Raw genomic sequence first — 17,589 nt, 5'->3', positions numbered from 1 at the left:
CTTGTTGCTCGTTATCATGAATAAAGGAGTTATTTTGCTCGATTATGCAGCTTTTCCCGATCAACGGCAAGCACTGATTCGCCAAATTCTGGCGGAGAAAGGCAGGGTGGTTTGCGTAGAGCTCGCCGCGCAGTTAGGCGTGTCCGAACACACTATTCGCCGTGATTTACATGGGCTTAGCAAAGAGGGTGTTTGTAAAAAGGTCTATGGCGGAGCCGTGGCAACGCTGCCTGAGGCCGGAAATTACGTTGAGCGGAAAACAACCAAAGCGGACACAAAGAGCATAATCGCGCAGAAATGTGCGCAACTCGTCAAACCCAACGGGTGCGTATTTATTGATTCCGGGACAACCAATCTGGCGATGGCTGAAGCGCTGCCGCCAACCGTCGCGCTCACGGTCGTCACCAACTCACCGGAAATCGCCACCGCGCTGCTTAAAAAGCCGCAGTGTGAAGTGATTATGCTGGGCGGCGGCGTGCAGCGCGCATCCGGCGGCTGCGTTGGCGCTCCGGCGCTGGCACAGCTGAAGGGCATTCTCTTCGATCAGGGTTTTATCGGCGGTTGTGCCATGGCGCCCGAGTCCGGCCTGACCGGCTTCGACTACGCGGATTGTGAATTTAAAAAAGCGGTTATCCAGCAGTGCAGCGAGATTATTGTCGGCCTAACGTCCAACAAAATTCCCGCCGTTGCACGCTATATTGTCGCTGAAAGCCACCAGATTGATATTCTGGTAGTTGAGGAGAGCGTGAGTAAACAATATGCCGACGCTTTCCGGGAATATGATATTCAAATACACGCCGTTTAGCGTGATATGGCGAGAATAGGCTGCTTCTCTGATGACAAAAAACGGGCTCTTTTATCCCTCGTGATACTGAGTTCTGCGCATACCTCCATTCAGATGATGGCCTACGCTTTCCAGGCTAAGGATACTATGGCGGCGCTTTACCAAAGCAACAATCTTAACCACACGCCAACAGCGCGATAGTTCGACGCTCTTTTTTCCATTTTAATTTAAGAATATCGGCAAGTTAGCCGATATTAATCGGTGGACGATTTTTATTATATTAATGGAGCCGCGGAAGAATATGCAGCTGGTGCACGGTATTGAACAGATTAGTAAAGATGATCCTCAATAATCTGTAACAAAGGATACCTTGCCAGCCACCGCTTCTCCGCCACCCGCTGCCGGAAAATCGCGCGTTTTTCATGCTCAAAGCGCGGCGTTGGCCGTAGCCGTAGCTCAAACAGATCCTCAAGCCCATAGGGCGCTATCGTCTCCAGACGATGGTTATCCGTGAGCCTTACGGCTACCGCCGTTGCGGTCTCGGGCCAGAAACGTAGCGCATCTTCCGTTGAGCGATAGGAAGTGTCGCCGTTACGCCGGTGCATTCGCGCCTGGTTTTTCACCGACCAGTTAAAAGCGGGGCTAAGCCGCTTCAGGGTTGCCTCACGCTCGCGATCCTGCGCTTCAGAGCATTGCGAATCATTAAACCAGACCACATCCACGTCCGCAGGCACAGGAGACCGTGGGTATTTATGCTGATATGCCCAAACGGCGTCGCGCACAAAACCGGCGCCAATCCAGCCGTCGGGGAGATGAAGACGACGAAGGGCGATTAGCGCCTCCATCCTCAGCGCGTCGTTCAGAAGTAGGGCGTGCAGCGTTGGCAAATAGTTCATGGGTCGGCGTTTTCTCGATTAGGTGCGGGTTCCATATTACGCGGAAAGCAGTAAGGAGAAAGCAGACTTTTCGCCGTGCATCAGCGGCGATATCACGCGTTTAGTAGGTCAATGTCACCACCACCGTGTCGGTATAAACACCCGCTGACGGCCATTGCTGCGCCGGTACGTGGCCATAGACCACCATCTGCTGCGGCTGCCCGCCGCTGGCGTACTGCTTTTGCGGGTTGCCCGGTGTCCATTGCGCGGTATGGGCAGCGTCCTGGTAGAGATCGTAGCGGAGACATTCTCCGTTATTACAGATCTGGCGCTGGCTACCGTCCGGGTGTAAACCCTCGCCGATGCTTAACGCGTAGCTGGTGCCAGTAGGGCACTGGATGGCGATGCTGGCCGTCGCGTCCGCCTGAAGCTGGCTGCCCTGAACCGGGCTTTTATTGCCGAAGGCCATATCATCGACGTTGACTATCTCGCAGCCATTTTTGACGGTAGCAGTGGCGCTGATTTGATCGGTCACGGTGGTGCCGGAAAGCCCGCTGCATGAAGGCAGCGCCTGCATTGATGAGGCCGACGTGTAGCTTATCTGTACGCTGGTGGCGTAATCATAATAATCGCCCGCGCTAACGTTGTTTTGCCCGGCATTTATTTTACCAATCAACGGGATATCGTGCTCTACGTTGCCTTGTCCGGCCGCCAGCTCAAGGTCAATCTGTGCATAGACATCCCCGTTCTGGCTGAGCGGATGGTGAAGATCGTAAATCGAATACAGCGAAAAATAGAGCGGCGTGGTTGAGGGTTCATTCAGGCTCATCGGGATTGGGTCGTTAGCCATCAGTTTCAGGCAGGCGCGGACAAATTCGCTATGGTTGTCGTAGTTATTGCAGGTAAAGGGGAGTTTAGTGCTGGTGGCGCTACTTTGCCCTGGCGTGACGGTGCCAAAGTTTAACCCTGCCGGGCTGCCGTTCCAGCAGTTTGCCGCGCGGGCGTCCGGACTAAGCGTGAACATCAGCGTGAAAAGCAGGGCTGCTAGCCCCAAAAGGCGATTTATTGACATCGTGCGTTGAGCGTCTCCAGTGAACGAGTTGAGGTGAATTTTTGCGGCAGCGTTACGCGACAGGAGGATGATCCCCACTGTACCTTGAGGCTGCCGCCCGCCGGGGGATCTTCAAGATAGATTTTGCCGTCGTAGCCGGTAATGGTCTGTTGTGTCCCCCGTGCTGGCGCCTCACCGCGTTTATTTTCTACGTTAACTTGGGCGGAAAAGGGCACGCTTTTTCCGTTGGCCATTTTCACCGTCAGCAGCACTGCCCGGGTTTTATAGATGCTGAACCGGGCGAGCGCGCCGCGGCCGGTTTGGGGGATCACTACCTCTTCGGTGTAAGGCGCGCGATAGTCTTCTTCCAGACCTAACGCATCAATATCAATCCGATTTTCCTGATAAGGATTGAGGTTATTGAGGAACAACCTGCCGTTTTTATCCGTATGGCCTACCGGCCGATGCTCGAGATACACCGGCACGTTCGGGACATTGGCCGTGTCGACGATGGCAAACGCGCTGCCCAGCATACGCGTGGCGTAAAGGTTACCTGAGAACAGGCCTAACGCGCCGGAAAGGGAACCGTACAGCGCGTTATCGCTTGTCTGTCGATTCATCCCGAGAGCCATATCGCTCCAGCGGGTACGGCGTTGCAGGCTGGCATGCATATTGCTGCTCTTCCCATTCTGCGCCGACAGGTTCCAGCCCCAGCCTGGTTTGTTCGAATCCAGCGAGCGCGACAGGCTGGCCTGCAAGGCGTTACCGTCTTTATCGTGACTATTTTGCAACGACAGATAATCTTTGCGGTTATTCAATGGCATGCTGAAATTCAGGTACACCGTGGTATTGCGCTCGTCGCCCAGATCTTCAGTAATGCTCGAGGAGAGATTCACCTGATGGGGCAGGCTTTTTGACCACGACAGCCCGATATACTGCGAGGATGAATCGCAGTAATTTTGCCTCACCCAGCTCACGCCGAGGGTTCCTGGAGCATCCAGGGTAATGCTGGCGAATGCGGAATCTTCACGGGTGGTAAGATGGTTATCCGCAATAGAAGAAATATCGCGAAAGCCGCTATCCGCCTGTGAATGGTTAAAAGAGAGATTGAGTCGACGGTTATTCCACTGCCAGCCTGCGCCCCATTGGTGACCGCCATCCTGACGATACTGGCCGCTTGCCGCGTTGGCGTGAATGATGCCCAGCTCTGGCGACAGCAGATAATCCCAGCCTAGTCCCTGATAGTGCAGCGCTGTACTCTGTTCGGTATGGGCTTCCAGCGTGGTTTTGTTACTCAGGCCGTAGCGCCAGTCGCCAACGCCAACCAACTGGTTGTCGTAGCCAAAGGAGCGTTCCGTGTAATCCTCTCTTACCCAACCTGCGCTAATCCCCCAGGTCGTCAGTCCCGCCGAAAGCAGCTGCGTGGCGCCATACAGATCCAGGTTAACCACCCGCTGCTGGCCATTGATGTCGGTGATCACCACCTGGGCTCCCTCATTGCCGGTAAAAATGGGCGCCGTGTTGAGGGTGAACTGGCCGGGTTCGACCTTTTGCGAGGAGGTTTTTATGCCGCGCACGTACAGATCGACGGTGGATGGCAGCGTGACGCTGTCGGTCAGAATATCCTGCGATGAGGTGCTGAAATTAGGCTGTGTGGCATAGTTATGGGCCAGGCTCACGCCGCCAAAGCGAACGCTATGCGTCCAGCTTTGTGTCGAAGTAAAACTATCGCCGAGCGTCATGGAAAACAGCTTATCCACGTTCTGATAATTCCAGTTGCTCATCAGTCGCCGGGTGCCGTTTTGCGCGTTATTGGACCCGGTGGAATCCTGGGTATTCATCGACGTAGAGAAAAAGCCCGGACCAAGACCAAAGGTACGAAACTCGCTGGATAGCGAAGCATCCTGTTCGCCGTTTTCGTGGCTGGTGAACACGTTATAGTTCAGCGCCAGGCCGCGCACCTGCGGAGAAAGCTGGTCGGCATGAATCAGGTGTGAACCGTTGTCGTTGGTCAGCAGACTGTCGCGGCCAAGCCAGTCCTGGCTGGCGACGATATTGATGCTTTGGTTCAGGTTATCGAACGTGACGTTCAGCCCGTCCTGCGAGCTGAAATCGACGTAGCCTTTCTCCAGGGGCAGCGAGGCGGTTTTGATGTCCAGTTTGCGGGCATCACTGACGGCAATAAACAGTTTATTATCAATACTTTTGGCCTTCACGAAGCCTTTAATCGGCTGGCCGTTAATGACGGCGGTCAGATAGAGTGTCTCAGCGGCCGCGGCATGCGCGTGAAAACAGACCAGAAACCAGATTGGCAGCGTTTTAAGGTGTAAGGTTAAAGGTCTGTTTTTGCTCATTATCATTTAAATTCAGTGACAAGGATGACGCGCTGCTGATTCCATTAGGTAAAGGCCATTCCTTTTCACTGTGGGGCAATACGTACCCCAGTAGCCCCTGGCTCATCACCTGGCGTTTGCCGCCGGAGAGCAGGGTGAGATTGCCGAGCTTAATATGCTGCGCGCCGTTATTACGTACCTTAAGCATGACCGGGTGAGCCGAGCGGTCGAGGCTAAAAACGAGGTCCTGCGGATTGGGCGGCTGTGCGTTGCAGTTAACGAATACCGGAATGGAGTAGCGCAGTAAAAAGCGCACGCCATCTTTGGGCGCCATATTATTGGCGCCCGGGAGTTCATCAACCACCAGACGGTAGGCGCGTTCGTCGCCGCCGGTAAGTGGCGCTGGAACAATCACCCGGATCAGCTGCTGGCGGCCTGCGGGGATATTGGTCATCGGCGGGCTGACCGCAAGATCCCCGGTCTCGCTGAGCATTTCTTCGTTATTTTGCTGATGCCAGGCATAGGCGCGAATTTGTGCGCCAATCGCCGCGCTGCCGGTGTTCTTCACGTAAACGGCCTGCGCGGTTTCACCCGCGCAAAAGCCGATGTTAACCGGATAAACCTGAAGCGTAGCCGCCGCTGAAGGTAGGGCCAGCAGGGAGCCGGAGGCCGCGATCGCCGCCGCAATCAGTAAATGCTTCATCGGTTTCACCCTTAGGTTATGGTTAGTAGGCGACGGTCAGCGTGACGGTATCGGCATAATTGCCCGCCGGAGCCTGAGCAAGGGCGTCCGCGGTCACTTGACCGTATATTGGGATAAGCTGAACGCTACCGGTGCCGGTACTGCCGACCGGTGTTTTTGATAGTTCAGTACCCGCTTTATCTCCGTAAATGGTGTAAGCCACTTTATCGTTGTTGCTGTCCGACATCTCGTAGGGATGGTCCGCGGCGCTGCTGAGCTGGTATTCCGTACCATTGGTACAAATTACGCTCGCCTGGCTGGTCGCTTTTACCACGCCGCTATCGCTGGCATGTGAACCAAAATCCATATCTCCCACGCTAATCTGGCAGGATTTTTCGACGGTCAGCGAGACGTGCATATCGGCGGTAGCCGCTTCGTTGTAATCTGCCAAGGCGGCAGATGAAAATAAAATGCTAATCGCAGTCAGAGTTAATGCAGTGGCTTTACGGTTAATCATTTTAAAACTCTCTAATAAGGCCTGGTAATATTTCTTACTTGAAACTACGGGGGGCGGAGAATAGAGACTAAGAATTATCTTAGATTGAGTAATCGTGCTATGTCTAAGCGATGTGAATGACAAGATCTGGTATTAACAACTGAGCTCTAATGCATTAACGCTGCGCAACGCCGGGCGACGTTGCGCAATGAGGATTAGCGCAGGGTGTGGATGGCGGCAATCAGACGTTTGACGCCTTGCTCAAGCTTCACGCGCGGGCAGCCTGCATTCAGGCGAATAAAGCCGTTGCCTTCTTCGCCATAGGTATAGCCCGGCATAATCGCCACCTTCTGCTGTTTTATTAGCACCTCTTGCAGCTGACGATCGTCTATCTGTAACGGACGTAAATCGATCCACGCCAGATAGGTGGCTTGTGGCATGCGCCATTTTAGCTCCGGGAAGGCAGCGTTCAGCGTCTGCTGAATGTAGCGCATATTGTCCTGTAGATAGCCGCGCAGCGCATCCAGCCACGGCTCACCCTGCCGGTAGGCGGCAATATGGGCGACCAGCGCCGGTACGGACGGCGAGGAGAGGCCATCGCGACTTTTAAGGGCGTTGAGGTAATCATTGCGGCTGCCTTCGTCGTCAATCAACCCGTATGCGCCGGTCAAGGCCGGGATATTGAAGCTTTTCGAGCCCGAAGTGAACAGCGCCCACGGCCCTTGTGCCACGTCGGACCACGGAATGTGCTGATGACCGTTCCAGGTCATATCCATATGGATCTCATCGCTGATCACCCGCACGTTATGTTTTGCGCAAAGTGCGGCCATCGTTTGCAGTTCTTCGCGGGTCCAGACTTTGCCGGTCGGATTTTGCGGGCTGCACAGCAGCAGCACGCGGTTGTGCGGCTGAGCCAGCGCATCCTCCAGCTTCGCCATATCACAGAACCATTCGCCGTCTTGTTTATCCAGCGCGACGCCAACAACCTGACGCTGGTTGCCTTCAATCGTCTTAAAGAACGCGTCGTAGGCCGGTGTATGGACCACGATGCCGTCGCCGGGGTTGGACCACTGGCGGATCATTTCGGCAACCATATAGATAACCGATGGCCCGTAGACGATGCTATCAACGTCGATGGCGCTGTGGAAACGATGGGCGTACCAGTGGGCGATGGCGGGAAGAAATTCGTCGTTCTTCCAGCGGCTGTAGCCAAATACGCCGTGGGATAAACGCGTGCTCAGGGCATCGAGAATGCAGGGCGCCGTGGCAAAGTCCATATCTGAAATGGTAAACGGCAGCAGATCGGCATCGCCGAAACGGTCGGCAACGTAATCCCACTGTGTGCACCAGGTACCATGCCGGTCAATCACCGTTGAGAAATCAAACATGTGAGGATCCTAACGAAGAGAATAAGTGAGATATTTTGCCCCCGTTGTGTACGGGGGCAAAGGGGTTTAAGCCTGCACGGTATTCATCAATACCGACATTTCATCCTTAACCGACTGCACCTGCGGGCCAATAACGACCTGGAGGTTATGCTGGTTGAGTTTGACGACGCCAATCGCACGGTTGGCCTTCAGCGTATCAACGTCCACTTTATCCATGTCGCTCACCGACAGACGCAGGCGGGTGATGCAGTTGTCGAGAGAGACGATGTTCTCCGCACCGCCCAGCGCCGCGAGGATAGCCGGGACGTTGTAGCCCGATTTACCGGTTGCACCACTGGTGGTGTGCTCAGCAGCTGGAGCGGTATCAATGTCGCGGCCCGGGGTTTTGATGTTAAAGCGCACGATAGCGAAGCGGAAAATGGCGTAGTACACGGCGAACCAGACTGCGGCTACCACCGGCACCAGATACCACTTGGTGGACAGACCGTGCAGGATACCGAACACCACGAAGTCGATGATATTACCGTCGGTGTTACCGATGGTCACGCCCAGAATCGCCATCATGGTGAAGCCCAGACCGGTCAGCAGCGCGTGAATCACATACAGCACCGGCGCCACGAACAGGAACAGGAATTCGAGTGGCTCGGTGGTGCCGCCAACCACGCAGGCGATCACGCCGGAAATCAGCAGCCCCTTAATTTTATGACGGTTTTCCGGGCGCGCGCAGTGGTACATCGCCAGCGCGGCACCGGGCAGGCCGCCGAGGAAGGCCGGCATTTTACCCTGCGATAAGAAGCGGGTAGCGCTTTCTGAGAAGCCGTGAGTCGTCGGGCAGCTCAGCTGTGCCTGGAAGATAGTCAGCGCGCCGCTCACGTCGTGACCGCAGACGTCCATGGTGCCGCCCGCTTCGGTAAAGCGAATCAACGCAACCAGAATATGATGCAGGCCGAACGGCAGCAGCAGACGTTCGCCGGTACCAAAAATCATCGGGCCGAAGTCGCCGGCGCTATTGATCACGTGACCCAGCGCATTGATACCCATAGCGAAAATTGGCCACACCAGCGGAATCACCAGGCCGACCAGACCCAGCACAACGGTGGTGATAATGGGCACGAAGCGGGTGCCGCCGAAGAAGGCCAGCGCGTCCGGCAGGCGAATGGTGTGGAAGCGTTCATGCAACATCCACACGATAATGCCGCAGATGACCGCGCCAAGGATCCCGGTGTCGATCGACTGAATACCAATAATATTCTGAATGTTATTGGCTTTCAGGATCGCCGCGTCGGTCGTCGGCAATATGCCTTTCGCCGTCAGCCAGAAGTTAACGGCGAGGTTCATGACCGCATAGCCCACAAAACCGGCGAAGGCGGCAACGCCTTTGTTGTCGCGCGCCAGACCCAACGGGATGGCAATACAGAACATCACCGGCAGGAAGCTAAAGGCGAATGAGCCAACTTTGCTCATCCAGATAAAGACTGCCTGCAGGAACGGCGTATCGAGCCAGGGCAGGAGCGTCGTCACGTCATGGCTGCTTAACGAGCTGCCGATGCCGAGCATAATCCCACAGAAGGAAAGCAGCGCGACCGGCAGCATAAAGGTTTTGCCAAGCTGCTGGAAGAACTCCCAGAGGGTGACTTTTGGTGCGGTTTTCGCCGTCATGAAGCGACTCCTTATCCTGAAAAAGGGTTTCTTTTAAGTAACGGTAAAAGAAGATAAAACGTTTTATCATTTTTTAGTGAGAAACAAATCACAAAAGCAAGTGATAATACAGTTTATAAAGTACATACATTGATAAAACGTTTTATCGCTTAAGCAGAAGGAGTCGCGCAGGAGCTATGGCGATTGCAAAGAAAGTCACCATTAACGATGTTGCGCTAGCGGCAGGGGTTTCTGTCAGCACCGTTTCGCTGGTACTGAGCGGCAAGGGGCGAATCTCGTCGGCAACCGGCGAGCGGGTTTATCAGGCCATCGATCAACTGGGTTTCGTGCGTAACCGCCAGGCGGTCTCGCTACGCGGTGGGCAGACGGGGGTGATTGGTCTGATCGTTGGCGACCTGTCATCACCTTTTTACGCCGAACTGACGGCGGGGATGACGGCTGCGCTGGAATCACAGGGCAAAATGGTTTTTTTAACCCAGGGTGGCAAACGTGGGGAGCAGATGCTGCAACGCTTTGAAGCCCTGGTTTCGCAGGGCGTTGATGGCGTGGTGATTGCGGGGGCGGTGGATCAGGCATCGGAGCTGCGGGCTAAAGCGGCAGAAACCGCCACGCCGCTGGTGTTTGCCTCGCGTGCGAGCTACCTCGATGAGGTGGATATCATTCGTCCGGACAATATGCAGGCCGCGCAGCTGGTGACCGAACATCTGATTCGTCGCGGCCATCAGCGTATTGCCTGGCTCGGCGGGCAAAGTTCATCACTCACGCGAGCAGAGCGGGTGGGCGGTTATTGCGCCACGCTTATCAAGTACGGTCTGCCGTTTCACAGCGATTGGGTGCTTGAGTGCGAGTCCAGCCAGAAACAGGCGGCGGAAGCCATTACCGCGCTGTTGCGGCACAATCCGACCATCTCAGCGGTGCTGTGTTACAACAGCGTGATTGCCATGGGCGCCTGGTTCGGTCTGATGCGCGCGGGTAAACAAAGTGGTGAAGACAGCGTTGAGAGCTACTTTGAACAGCGCGTGGCGCTGGCGGCGTTTGCCGACGTACCGGAGGCGGCGCTGGATGACGTCCCCTTGACCTGGGTGACGACGCCTGCGCGGGAAATGGGCCACAGCGTGGCCGAACGGATTTTACAACGTATTGATACCGGTCAGGGGGCGGCGAGAAATCTGATTATGCCGCCGCGGCTGGTGGCGCGGAAATAATAAAAGCCCCTCGTTGAGGGGCTTTCGGTGCTGTAGCCGAAGTCGGTTACGGCGCGGGTGCTGCGGCCGGTTCTTCCGGATCGGCCAGCGTCGGGATACCGAACATACCGACGAACTCATCCAGCGGCATTTTTTGCCCGTTCAGCGTCACCTGGCCATTGGCGTACTGCAGGCTGCTGGTAATCGCATCGTCCTGCGTGGTGGTCAGGCGGAACATCTGGCCCATTGCCGCCAGCCCCTGTACCTGCTGTTTAGCAAGCTTCGCCGCTTCATCCTGCTGATAGCCTTCCAGCTGTGCAACCTGGGTCATCAGTTCAGTGGCCATCCCGGTCGGGATGTTGAGTTTCGCATCGAGCGATTTCACGCCACGATCGACCTGCTGTGCCAGCGTCTGTGCTTCACCGGTTGCCTGAGCAGGATCTTTCAGCGCCAGTGACAGGTTCAGAGAACTTTCGCCTTTGGCATTTTTCCAGCTAAGCGGTGACAGTGTCACAACAGGGTCGCCTTTCAGCAAAATCGGCAGCGAGCTGAACAGGGCGTCCACGGCTTGCTGCTGGTACAGTTCAGGATTTTGCGCCAGATCCGGTCGCGCCATCAGCGCCTGGGTCTTCGCCTGGTACTGCTGGCTGAACTGATGCATTGCTACGCCGTCGATACCGTCGACTTTTAGCGTCAATTGCCCGCTACCGAAATCTTTATTTTGTAGCTTCAGACTGTTGAGAGAGTAGTCCAGCTGGCTGTTGATTTTTTTGCCATCGGCGGTCAGCTCAGATTTGCCGGCGATGCGCATGCCGTTCAGTTCGGCCAGATCTTTTCCTTCCACACCAATAGCCAGGCGCTCAACGCTCAACGTCTGGTCGCCGATGCGTTCATCAAAGGTGGTCAGTTTGCTGGAACCGTCGGTTTCCAGATTGTTGAAAGTGAACTGCACTTTCTGACCGTATTCGTTAACCGCGTTCACCTGGCCGCTTTTGGCTCCGCCGGTCAGCGACACCAGGCTGCCCTGGTTGTCGGCGGAAAGCGTGAATTCACCGCCGCTAAAGGTCACCTTGTCGGTTTCTTTTTCGTAATCCAGCGGTTTGAGTGAAATAGCCGATGAGGTATCGCCGTTGTAGCTGATGCGGGTGTTGATATCAAACGGTGACTGACCTTTGGCAATATCAAACAGCGGCTTGGTGACATCGTTATTGACCAGCACCGTGTTGACTGACGCCATGGCGGGCACCAGATTGAACGATTTCAGCGAAGCCAGCGGGAAGGGACCGTGGCTGACGTTTTCATCCAGCAAGACACTCTGGCCCGGTTTCAGCCATGAGTTTTCGGCCCCGGCCAGCGGTTTGACGACCATTTTCAGCTGACTGCTGAAGACGCCGCGCTGGTAATCCTGGTAGCTCAGCTCCAGGCCCGCTTCTGGTGCGGTTAGCTTCAGCTGGGCATTCGCCTGCGCAACCATTTCGGCAATACGTGATTCAAGCTGTTTACCTGTGTACCAGGAGCCCGCTGTCCAGATAACCCCTAAAGCGACAATGACACCTGCAGCAACCCGCGTTTTTTTCATCATATTTGTCCATAAAAATGAAACCAGGCGGGAAGGCCGCCTGGTTAAGTCATAAGGCTATGCCAAAGAGTAGCAAGCCTGTCCGCAAACTTCAGTATTTACTTTAACTTATTATATACGCGCGCTAAACGACCGCTGCCGCTCACCTGAATAGGTGACTCATTGGCCGCGACAAAGGCAGATTCACCCGGTTGCAGCACCAGACGCTGATCGTTTTTACTCAGTACCGACTCACCTTCCAGGCAGAAGACAATCGCTGCGCCGTCCTGTGCGAGGTGGGTTTGCTCGGCGGAGACATCGTGTAGAGAGAACGCGAAATCATCGACCGGAATCGGAAAATCGAGCTCGCCGCCATGCTGAGTCGGTTGGGTTAACAGCGTGTTCGCCGGTTTCGCGGTGAATTTGACGTTGGCAACCAGTTCCGGAATATCAATGTACTTCGGCGTCAGGCCCGCGCGCAGGACGTTATCGGAGTTAGCCATCACCTCCAGACCGGTACCGCGCAGGTAGGCGTGCGGTGTTTCTGCGAACAGGAACATCGCATCGCCCGGGTTGAGCTTCACGATGTTCAGCAGCAGCGGGGAGAAGAGGCCGCTGTCGTCCGGATAGAACTCGGCAATCAGGCGAATAGCATCCCAGGCGTCGCCCTGTTGCGTTTCCAGCGCGGTGCGCAGCACGCGCAGGGCGTGGGCTTTTTCTTCGCCCTGCATATTTAGCAGGCCCGCGAAGAGGGCGCTGAGGCGCTCGCTGGTCGGTTCGGCGATAAACTGGCCGATAATCGGGTTGGCGTCAGCCACCGGCTCAAGCAGCGCGGCGATGTCGGCAAACTCGCGGAAGGCGTTCATCGCCAGGAACGGCGTCAGGGCAAAAACCAGCTCCGGCTTGTGATTCGGATCTTTGTAGTTACGTTCGGCCGCATCCAGCGGGATACCGGCGGCGTTTTCTTTGGCAAAACCGACTTCGGCGGCCATTTTGCTCGGATGCACCTGAATAGAGAGCGGCTGAGCGGCACACAGTACCTTAAACAAGTAGGGAAGCTCGCCAAAACGTGCGGCGACTTTTTCGCCCAGTAGCGCGGTTTTGTCGGCATCAATCACATCACGTAATGAATGTACGCTTCCTTTGCTATCCGTTATCTTTGAGCTGCTCTTGGGGTGCGCGCCCATCCATAGCTCCGCCATTGGCAGACCATCAGGATTGGCCATTCCATAGAGTTCCGTTAACGCAGTTTTGCTGCCCCAGGCATAGTTTTGCACTGAGTTGATGAGTTTTTGCATTATCAAGCCCTGTTTCAATGTGGATTCTTTGCGACGTATTAAAGCAAAAAAATGCGCTCTCGTATGCTCAAGAAATAAAAAGTCGTACTAGTCTCAGTTTTTGTTAAAAAATTGTGTACGATAGGGTAACTCGCTTTTAACCTGGGCAAATGGAAAGACTGCCCTTCACCACATCATCAAAGCTGTAAGTGAGAGCACAATGTCGAATAAACCTTTTTATTATCAGGATCCTTTTCCGTTAAAAAAGGACGAAACCGAATATTATCTGTTGAGTAACGACTACGTTTCCGTCGCAGAATTTGAAGGGCAGGAAGTCCTCAAAGTTGCCCCGCAAGCGCTGACGCTTCTCGCCAAACACGCCTTCCATGACGCCTCCTTTATGCTCCGCCCTGCGCATCAGCAGCAGGTGGCCGATATCCTGAACGACCCGGAAGCCAGCGAAAACGACAAGTACGTGGCGCTGCAGTTCCTGCGTAACTCTGATATCGCGGCCAAAGGCATTTTGCCAACCTGTCAGGATACCGGCACCGCGATCATCATGGGCAAAAAGGGTCAGCGCGTGTGGACCGGTGGTGGTGATGAAGCGGCGCTGGCGCGCGGCGTCTACGATACCTTCATCGAAGACAACCTGCGCTACTCGCAGAACGCCCCGCTGGATATGTACAAAGAGGTGAACACCGGCACCAACCTGCCGGCGCAGATCGATCTCTACAGCGTGGATGGCGACGAATACAAATTCCTGTGCATCGCGAAAGGCGGCGGCTCGGCGAACAAGACCTATCTCTACCAGGAAACCAAAGCGCTGATCACCCCGGCGAAGCTGAAAAACTATCTGGTTGAGAAGATGCGTACGCTGGGCACCGCAGCCTGTCCGCCGTATCACATTGCTTTTGTCATCGGCGGCACGTCAGCTGAAGCGACGTTGAAAACCGTCAAGCTGGCCTCGACCAAATACTATGATGGTCTGCCGACTGAAGGTAACGAGCACGGTCAGGCGTTTCGCGATGTGCAGCTCGAAAAAGAGCTGCTGGAAGAAGCCCAGAACCTGGGCCTTGGCGCACAGTTCGGCGGAAAATACTTCGCGCATGACGTTCGCGTGATCCGCCTGCCGCGTCACGGCGCTTCTTGTCCGGTAGGGATGGGCGTCTCCTGCTCGGCTGACCGTAATATCAAGGCCAAAATTAACCGTCACGGTATCTGGATTGAGAAGCTGGAAAACAATCCGGGCAAGTATATTCCGGAATCGCTGCGTAAAGCCGGTGAAGGCGAAGCGGTGAAGGTGGATCTCAACCGTCCGATGAAGGAGATCCTGAAACAACTTTCCCAGTATCCGGTTTCAACGCGCCTGTCGCTCAGCGGCACGATTATCGTGGGGCGCGATATTGCGCACGCCAAGCTGAAAGAGCGTATGGACAAAGGCGAAGGTCTGCCGCAGTACATTAAAGATCACCCGATCTACTACGCGGGCCCGGCAAAGACGCCGGAAGGCTACGCTTCTGGTTCTCTCGGCCCAACTACGGCAGGGCGTATGGACTCCTATGTTGACCAGCTGCAGTCTGAAGGCGGTAGTATGATCATGCTGGCAAAAGGCAACCGCAGCCAGCAGGTGACCGATGCCTGCCATAAGCACGGCGGTTTCTATCTTGGCAGCATTGGCGGCCCGGCGGCGGTGCTGGCGCAAAGCAGCATCAAGAGCCTGGAGTGCGTGGAGTATCCTGAACTGGGAATGGAGGCTATCTGGAAAATCGAAGTGGAAGATTTCCCGGCGTTTATCCTCGTGGACGACAAAGGGAACGACTTCTTCCAACAGATTCAGGCGTCACAGTGCGCCCGCTGCGTGAAGTAATCTTTTAACCGCCCTTCGGGGCGGTTTTTATTTGTACCATAATCATCTTAGCCTGCTTGAGCAATGTCACTTCACAATCACTTTGAATTCAAGGAGAAAGTAATGACAACGTCACGCCGCGAAAGCGATTCTATGGGGCCGATTGAGGTGCCAGCCGACAAACTGTGGGGCGCGCAAACCCAGCGTTCCCTCGAGCATTTTCGTATCTCCACCGAGAAAATGCCGCTTTCGTTGATTTATGCCCTGGCGCTGACCAAGCGCGCGGCGGCTAAGGTGAACCAGGATTTAGGTCTGCTGAAGGCCGACAAAGCTGGCGCTATCATTGCCGCGGCGGATGAGGTGCTGAACAACCAGCATCCGGATGAGTTCCCGCTGGCTATCTGGCAGACCGGTTCGGGCACGCAGAGCAACATGAACATGAATGAAGTGCTGGCAAATCGCGCCAGCGAGCTGCTGGGCGGCGAGCGCGGCATGTCGCGATTGGTACACCCGAATGACGATGTGAACAAAAGCCAAAGCTCCAATGACGTGTTCCCCACGGCGATGCACGTGGCGGCGGTGATTGCGCTGCGCGAACATCTGCTGCCGCAGCTGGCGGTGTTGCAGGCCACGCTACGCGAAAAATCTGAGCGTTTTCGCGATATTGTCAAAATTGGTCGCACGCATCTGCAGGATGCCACACCGCTCACGCTGGGGCAGGAGTTCTCCGGCTGGGTGGCAATGCTGGAACATAATCGCCGCCACCTGGAACAGAGTCTGCCGCACGTGAGCGAGCTGGCGCTGGGCGGTACGGCGGTGGGGACCGGCCTGAATACGCATCCAGAGTACGCGGTGCGGGTGGCGCAGGAGCTCGCGGCGCTGACTAACCAACCGTTTGTCACCGCACCAAACAAGTTTGAAGCGCTGGCCACCTGCGATGCCCTGGTGCATGCGCACGGCGCGTTAAAAGGGCTGGCGGCCTCGCTGATGAAAATCGCCAACGACGTACGCTGGCTCGCTTCCGGCCCGCGCTGCGGTATCGGTGAACTGTCGATACCGGAAAACGAACCGGGGTCATCCATCATGCCGGGGAAAGTGAATCCGACTCAGTGTGAAGCGATGACCATGCTCTGCTGCCAGGTGATGGGCAACGATGTGGCGGTCAACATGGGGGGAGCCTCGGGTAACTTTGAGCTGAACGTTTACCGGCCGATGATTATTCATAACGTGTTGCAGTCGATTCGCCTGCTGGCGGACGGCATGGAAAGCTTTAACGAGCACTGCGCGGTGGGTATTGAACCTAACCGCGAGCGCATCGACCAGTTGCTCAACGAATCGCTGATGTTGGTCACCGCGCTCAATACGCATATTGGTTACGATAAGGCGGCTGAAATTGCTAAAAAGGCGCATAAAGAGGGGCTGACGTTGAAAAACGCGGCGCTGGCGTTAGGTTATCTCAGCGCCGAAGAGTTCGACCGTTGGGTTCGTCCGCAGGAGATGGTCGGCAGTCTGACGGCTAAGGCTTAATCCGTCGCCAGCCAGAGGTGTAGCCGGGGGATAATCAACCGTAGCGGCTGCGCCTCTGGTTTATGGCGATACTGCACGTTATCGGCGTCATAGTTCAGTAGCTCGCCCAGGTCAGGGACGCTGACGCCATTGCGACCCGAAATCACGGCAATCAGCGGGCTGGGACAGGCGTACTGCACCTGCTTTTGTTCGCCTGCATACCAGACGCGAGCAATCGGCTGCACCTTCACCGGCCGTTTAATTTTCAGCCGGGCCTTTTGCGGCAGGGCGGCGATATCCTGATACTCGCGTTCCAGACGTGCTTGCCACTGTTCGCGGGTCCATGGCGGCACGGCGCGCGGCGACTTCAGGCTTTTCTCCAGTTGCGCCAGCACTTCATCGCGCGTCAGATTCTTGATGATATGTTTATTCGCCCAGCCAAAACGAATGGTACTGGGATCGGAGAGCAGCGCAAGCGAGCGGTAGGCATTGAGCGTAATCAGCCCGGGAATGTAGCGATGTACCCATTCGAAGCGCGCCACGGGCGGTAGGCCGGAATCAACGGTGATAATTTTCTCCAGTTCAGCCTTCAGGCCGTTAATCTGTTGCACTCGGGCGTTTATCGCCTCGTGTTGCTCGCTGCTGGCCTGCAGGCAGATGGCGCCCGGCAGACGCACTGCCGCCTTACTGCTGCGGTTTTCTGACTGCTGCTGGATAAACAGATGGCTAAAATGTTGCAGCGCCATGGCGAATGCCGTCAGCCCCAGGTATTGCTGCACCTGAATCTGCGATAACGGCGCGTGTTCAGATTCTTTACGTACTTCCGGCAGCACAAAAATGCGCGCCGTCAGCAGACGGCATGCCGACAGTTCGTTACGCAGCTCGACAAGGTTGCGCTCAAGCTGGCGGAAGGTATCGGTAAGTCGTTCAACGAGATCGTAGCGGGTCAC

At 55.6% G+C, this 17,589-nt stretch carries 14 protein-coding genes; 4 read left to right on the top strand and 10 right to left on the bottom strand.

Translation table 11 applies throughout. The features are described from left to right. Nucleotides 1-34 precede the first annotated feature (34 nt). Complete coding sequence (locus ABTW00_RS12265) at nucleotides 35-805, top strand: DeoR/GlpR family DNA-binding transcription regulator (protein WP_433635845.1); 771 nt, start codon at nucleotides 35-37, stop codon at nucleotides 803-805. A gap of 308 nt (nucleotides 806-1,113) precedes the next feature. Here ABTW00_RS12265 and ABTW00_RS12260 read toward each other — a convergent pair whose 3' ends face one another. The 7 genes from ABTW00_RS12260 to malX form a co-directional block, all read right to left on the bottom strand. Beyond that, nucleotides 1,114-1,680 carry a nucleotidyltransferase family protein gene (locus ABTW00_RS12260; RefSeq protein WP_433635844.1) on the bottom strand — a complete coding sequence of 189 codons (567 nt, stop codon included), beginning with the start codon at nucleotides 1,678-1,680 and terminating at the stop codon, nucleotides 1,114-1,116. Between the two features lie 100 nt (nucleotides 1,681-1,780). Beyond that, complete coding sequence (locus ABTW00_RS12255) at nucleotides 1,781-2,731, bottom strand: spore coat protein U domain-containing protein (protein WP_433635842.1); 951 nt, start codon at nucleotides 2,729-2,731, stop codon at nucleotides 1,781-1,783. Continuing rightward, nucleotides 2,722-5,064, bottom strand: a complete 2,343-nt coding sequence (locus ABTW00_RS12250) for a fimbria/pilus outer membrane usher protein (RefSeq protein WP_433635841.1) — start codon at nucleotides 5,062-5,064, stop codon at nucleotides 2,722-2,724. Before ABTW00_RS12250 ends, ABTW00_RS12255 begins: the two co-directional genes overlap by 10 nt. Next, nucleotides 5,030-5,746 (bottom strand): fimbrial biogenesis chaperone, encoded by a 717-nt coding sequence (locus ABTW00_RS12245; RefSeq protein WP_433635840.1) that lies wholly within the window; start codon nucleotides 5,744-5,746, stop codon nucleotides 5,030-5,032. The genes ABTW00_RS12250 and ABTW00_RS12245 overlap by 35 nt, the downstream gene beginning before the upstream one ends. A gap of 22 nt (nucleotides 5,747-5,768) precedes the next feature. Then, nucleotides 5,769-6,242 carry a Csu type fimbrial protein gene (locus ABTW00_RS12240; protein WP_433635839.1) on the bottom strand — a complete coding sequence of 158 codons (474 nt, stop codon included), beginning with the start codon at nucleotides 6,240-6,242 and terminating at the stop codon, nucleotides 5,769-5,771. A 194-nt stretch (nucleotides 6,243-6,436) separates the two neighbouring features. Continuing rightward, a complete protein-coding gene (locus tag ABTW00_RS12235) occupies nucleotides 6,437-7,609 on the bottom strand; it encodes a MalY/PatB family protein (protein WP_433635838.1) in 1,173 nt (390 codons plus the stop codon). A gap of 66 nt (nucleotides 7,610-7,675) precedes the next feature. Beyond that, entirely contained in the window at nucleotides 7,676-9,268 is a 1,593-nt protein-coding gene (malX, locus tag ABTW00_RS12230) for a maltose/glucose-specific PTS transporter subunit IIBC (protein WP_065356936.1), read from the bottom strand. A 176-nt stretch (nucleotides 9,269-9,444) separates the two neighbouring features. Here malX and ABTW00_RS12225 point away from each other — a divergent pair, with 176 nt between their 5' ends. Continuing rightward, nucleotides 9,445-10,473: a Mal regulon transcriptional regulator MalI gene (locus tag ABTW00_RS12225; RefSeq protein ID WP_433635837.1), complete on the top strand. Its 1,029-nt coding sequence runs from the start codon at nucleotides 9,445-9,447 to the stop codon at nucleotides 10,471-10,473. Between the two features lie 46 nt (nucleotides 10,474-10,519). On the opposite strand, the gene ABTW00_RS12220 is transcribed toward ABTW00_RS12225, so the two are convergent. Both ABTW00_RS12220 and manA read right to left on the bottom strand, forming a co-directional pair. Then, nucleotides 10,520-12,031, bottom strand: a complete 1,512-nt coding sequence (locus ABTW00_RS12220; protein ID WP_064545913.1) for a YdgA family protein — start codon at nucleotides 12,029-12,031, stop codon at nucleotides 10,520-10,522. A gap of 98 nt (nucleotides 12,032-12,129) precedes the next feature. Further along, nucleotides 12,130-13,308, bottom strand: coding sequence for a mannose-6-phosphate isomerase (gene manA / locus ABTW00_RS12215; RefSeq protein WP_433635836.1), 1,179 nt, complete (start codon nucleotides 13,306-13,308; stop codon nucleotides 12,130-12,132). Between the two features lie 199 nt (nucleotides 13,309-13,507). On the opposite strand from manA, the gene fumA reads away from it, so the two are divergent. Together fumA and fumC are read left to right on the top strand one after the other, a co-directional pair. Then, nucleotides 13,508-15,154 carry a class I fumarate hydratase FumA gene (gene fumA, locus ABTW00_RS12210; protein ID WP_271447780.1) on the top strand — a complete coding sequence of 549 codons (1,647 nt, stop codon included), beginning with the start codon at nucleotides 13,508-13,510 and terminating at the stop codon, nucleotides 15,152-15,154. Between the two features lie 102 nt (nucleotides 15,155-15,256). After that, nucleotides 15,257-16,660, top strand: a complete 1,404-nt coding sequence (fumC, locus tag ABTW00_RS12205; protein ID WP_271447779.1) for a class II fumarate hydratase — start codon at nucleotides 15,257-15,259, stop codon at nucleotides 16,658-16,660. On the opposite strand, the gene tus is transcribed toward fumC, so the two are convergent. Further along, on the bottom strand, nucleotides 16,657-17,589 hold the full coding sequence (gene tus, locus ABTW00_RS12200; protein ID WP_433635835.1) for a DNA replication terminus site-binding protein: 933 nt from the start codon (nucleotides 17,587-17,589) through the stop codon (nucleotides 16,657-16,659). The genes fumC and tus overlap by 4 nt on opposite strands.

The organism is Kluyvera georgiana, assembly GCF_050990895.1.
In the GTDB taxonomy this organism is placed as follows: domain Bacteria; phylum Pseudomonadota; class Gammaproteobacteria; order Enterobacterales; family Enterobacteriaceae; genus Kluyvera; species Kluyvera georgiana.
This window is presented reverse-complemented; position numbering and strand designations above follow the sequence as displayed.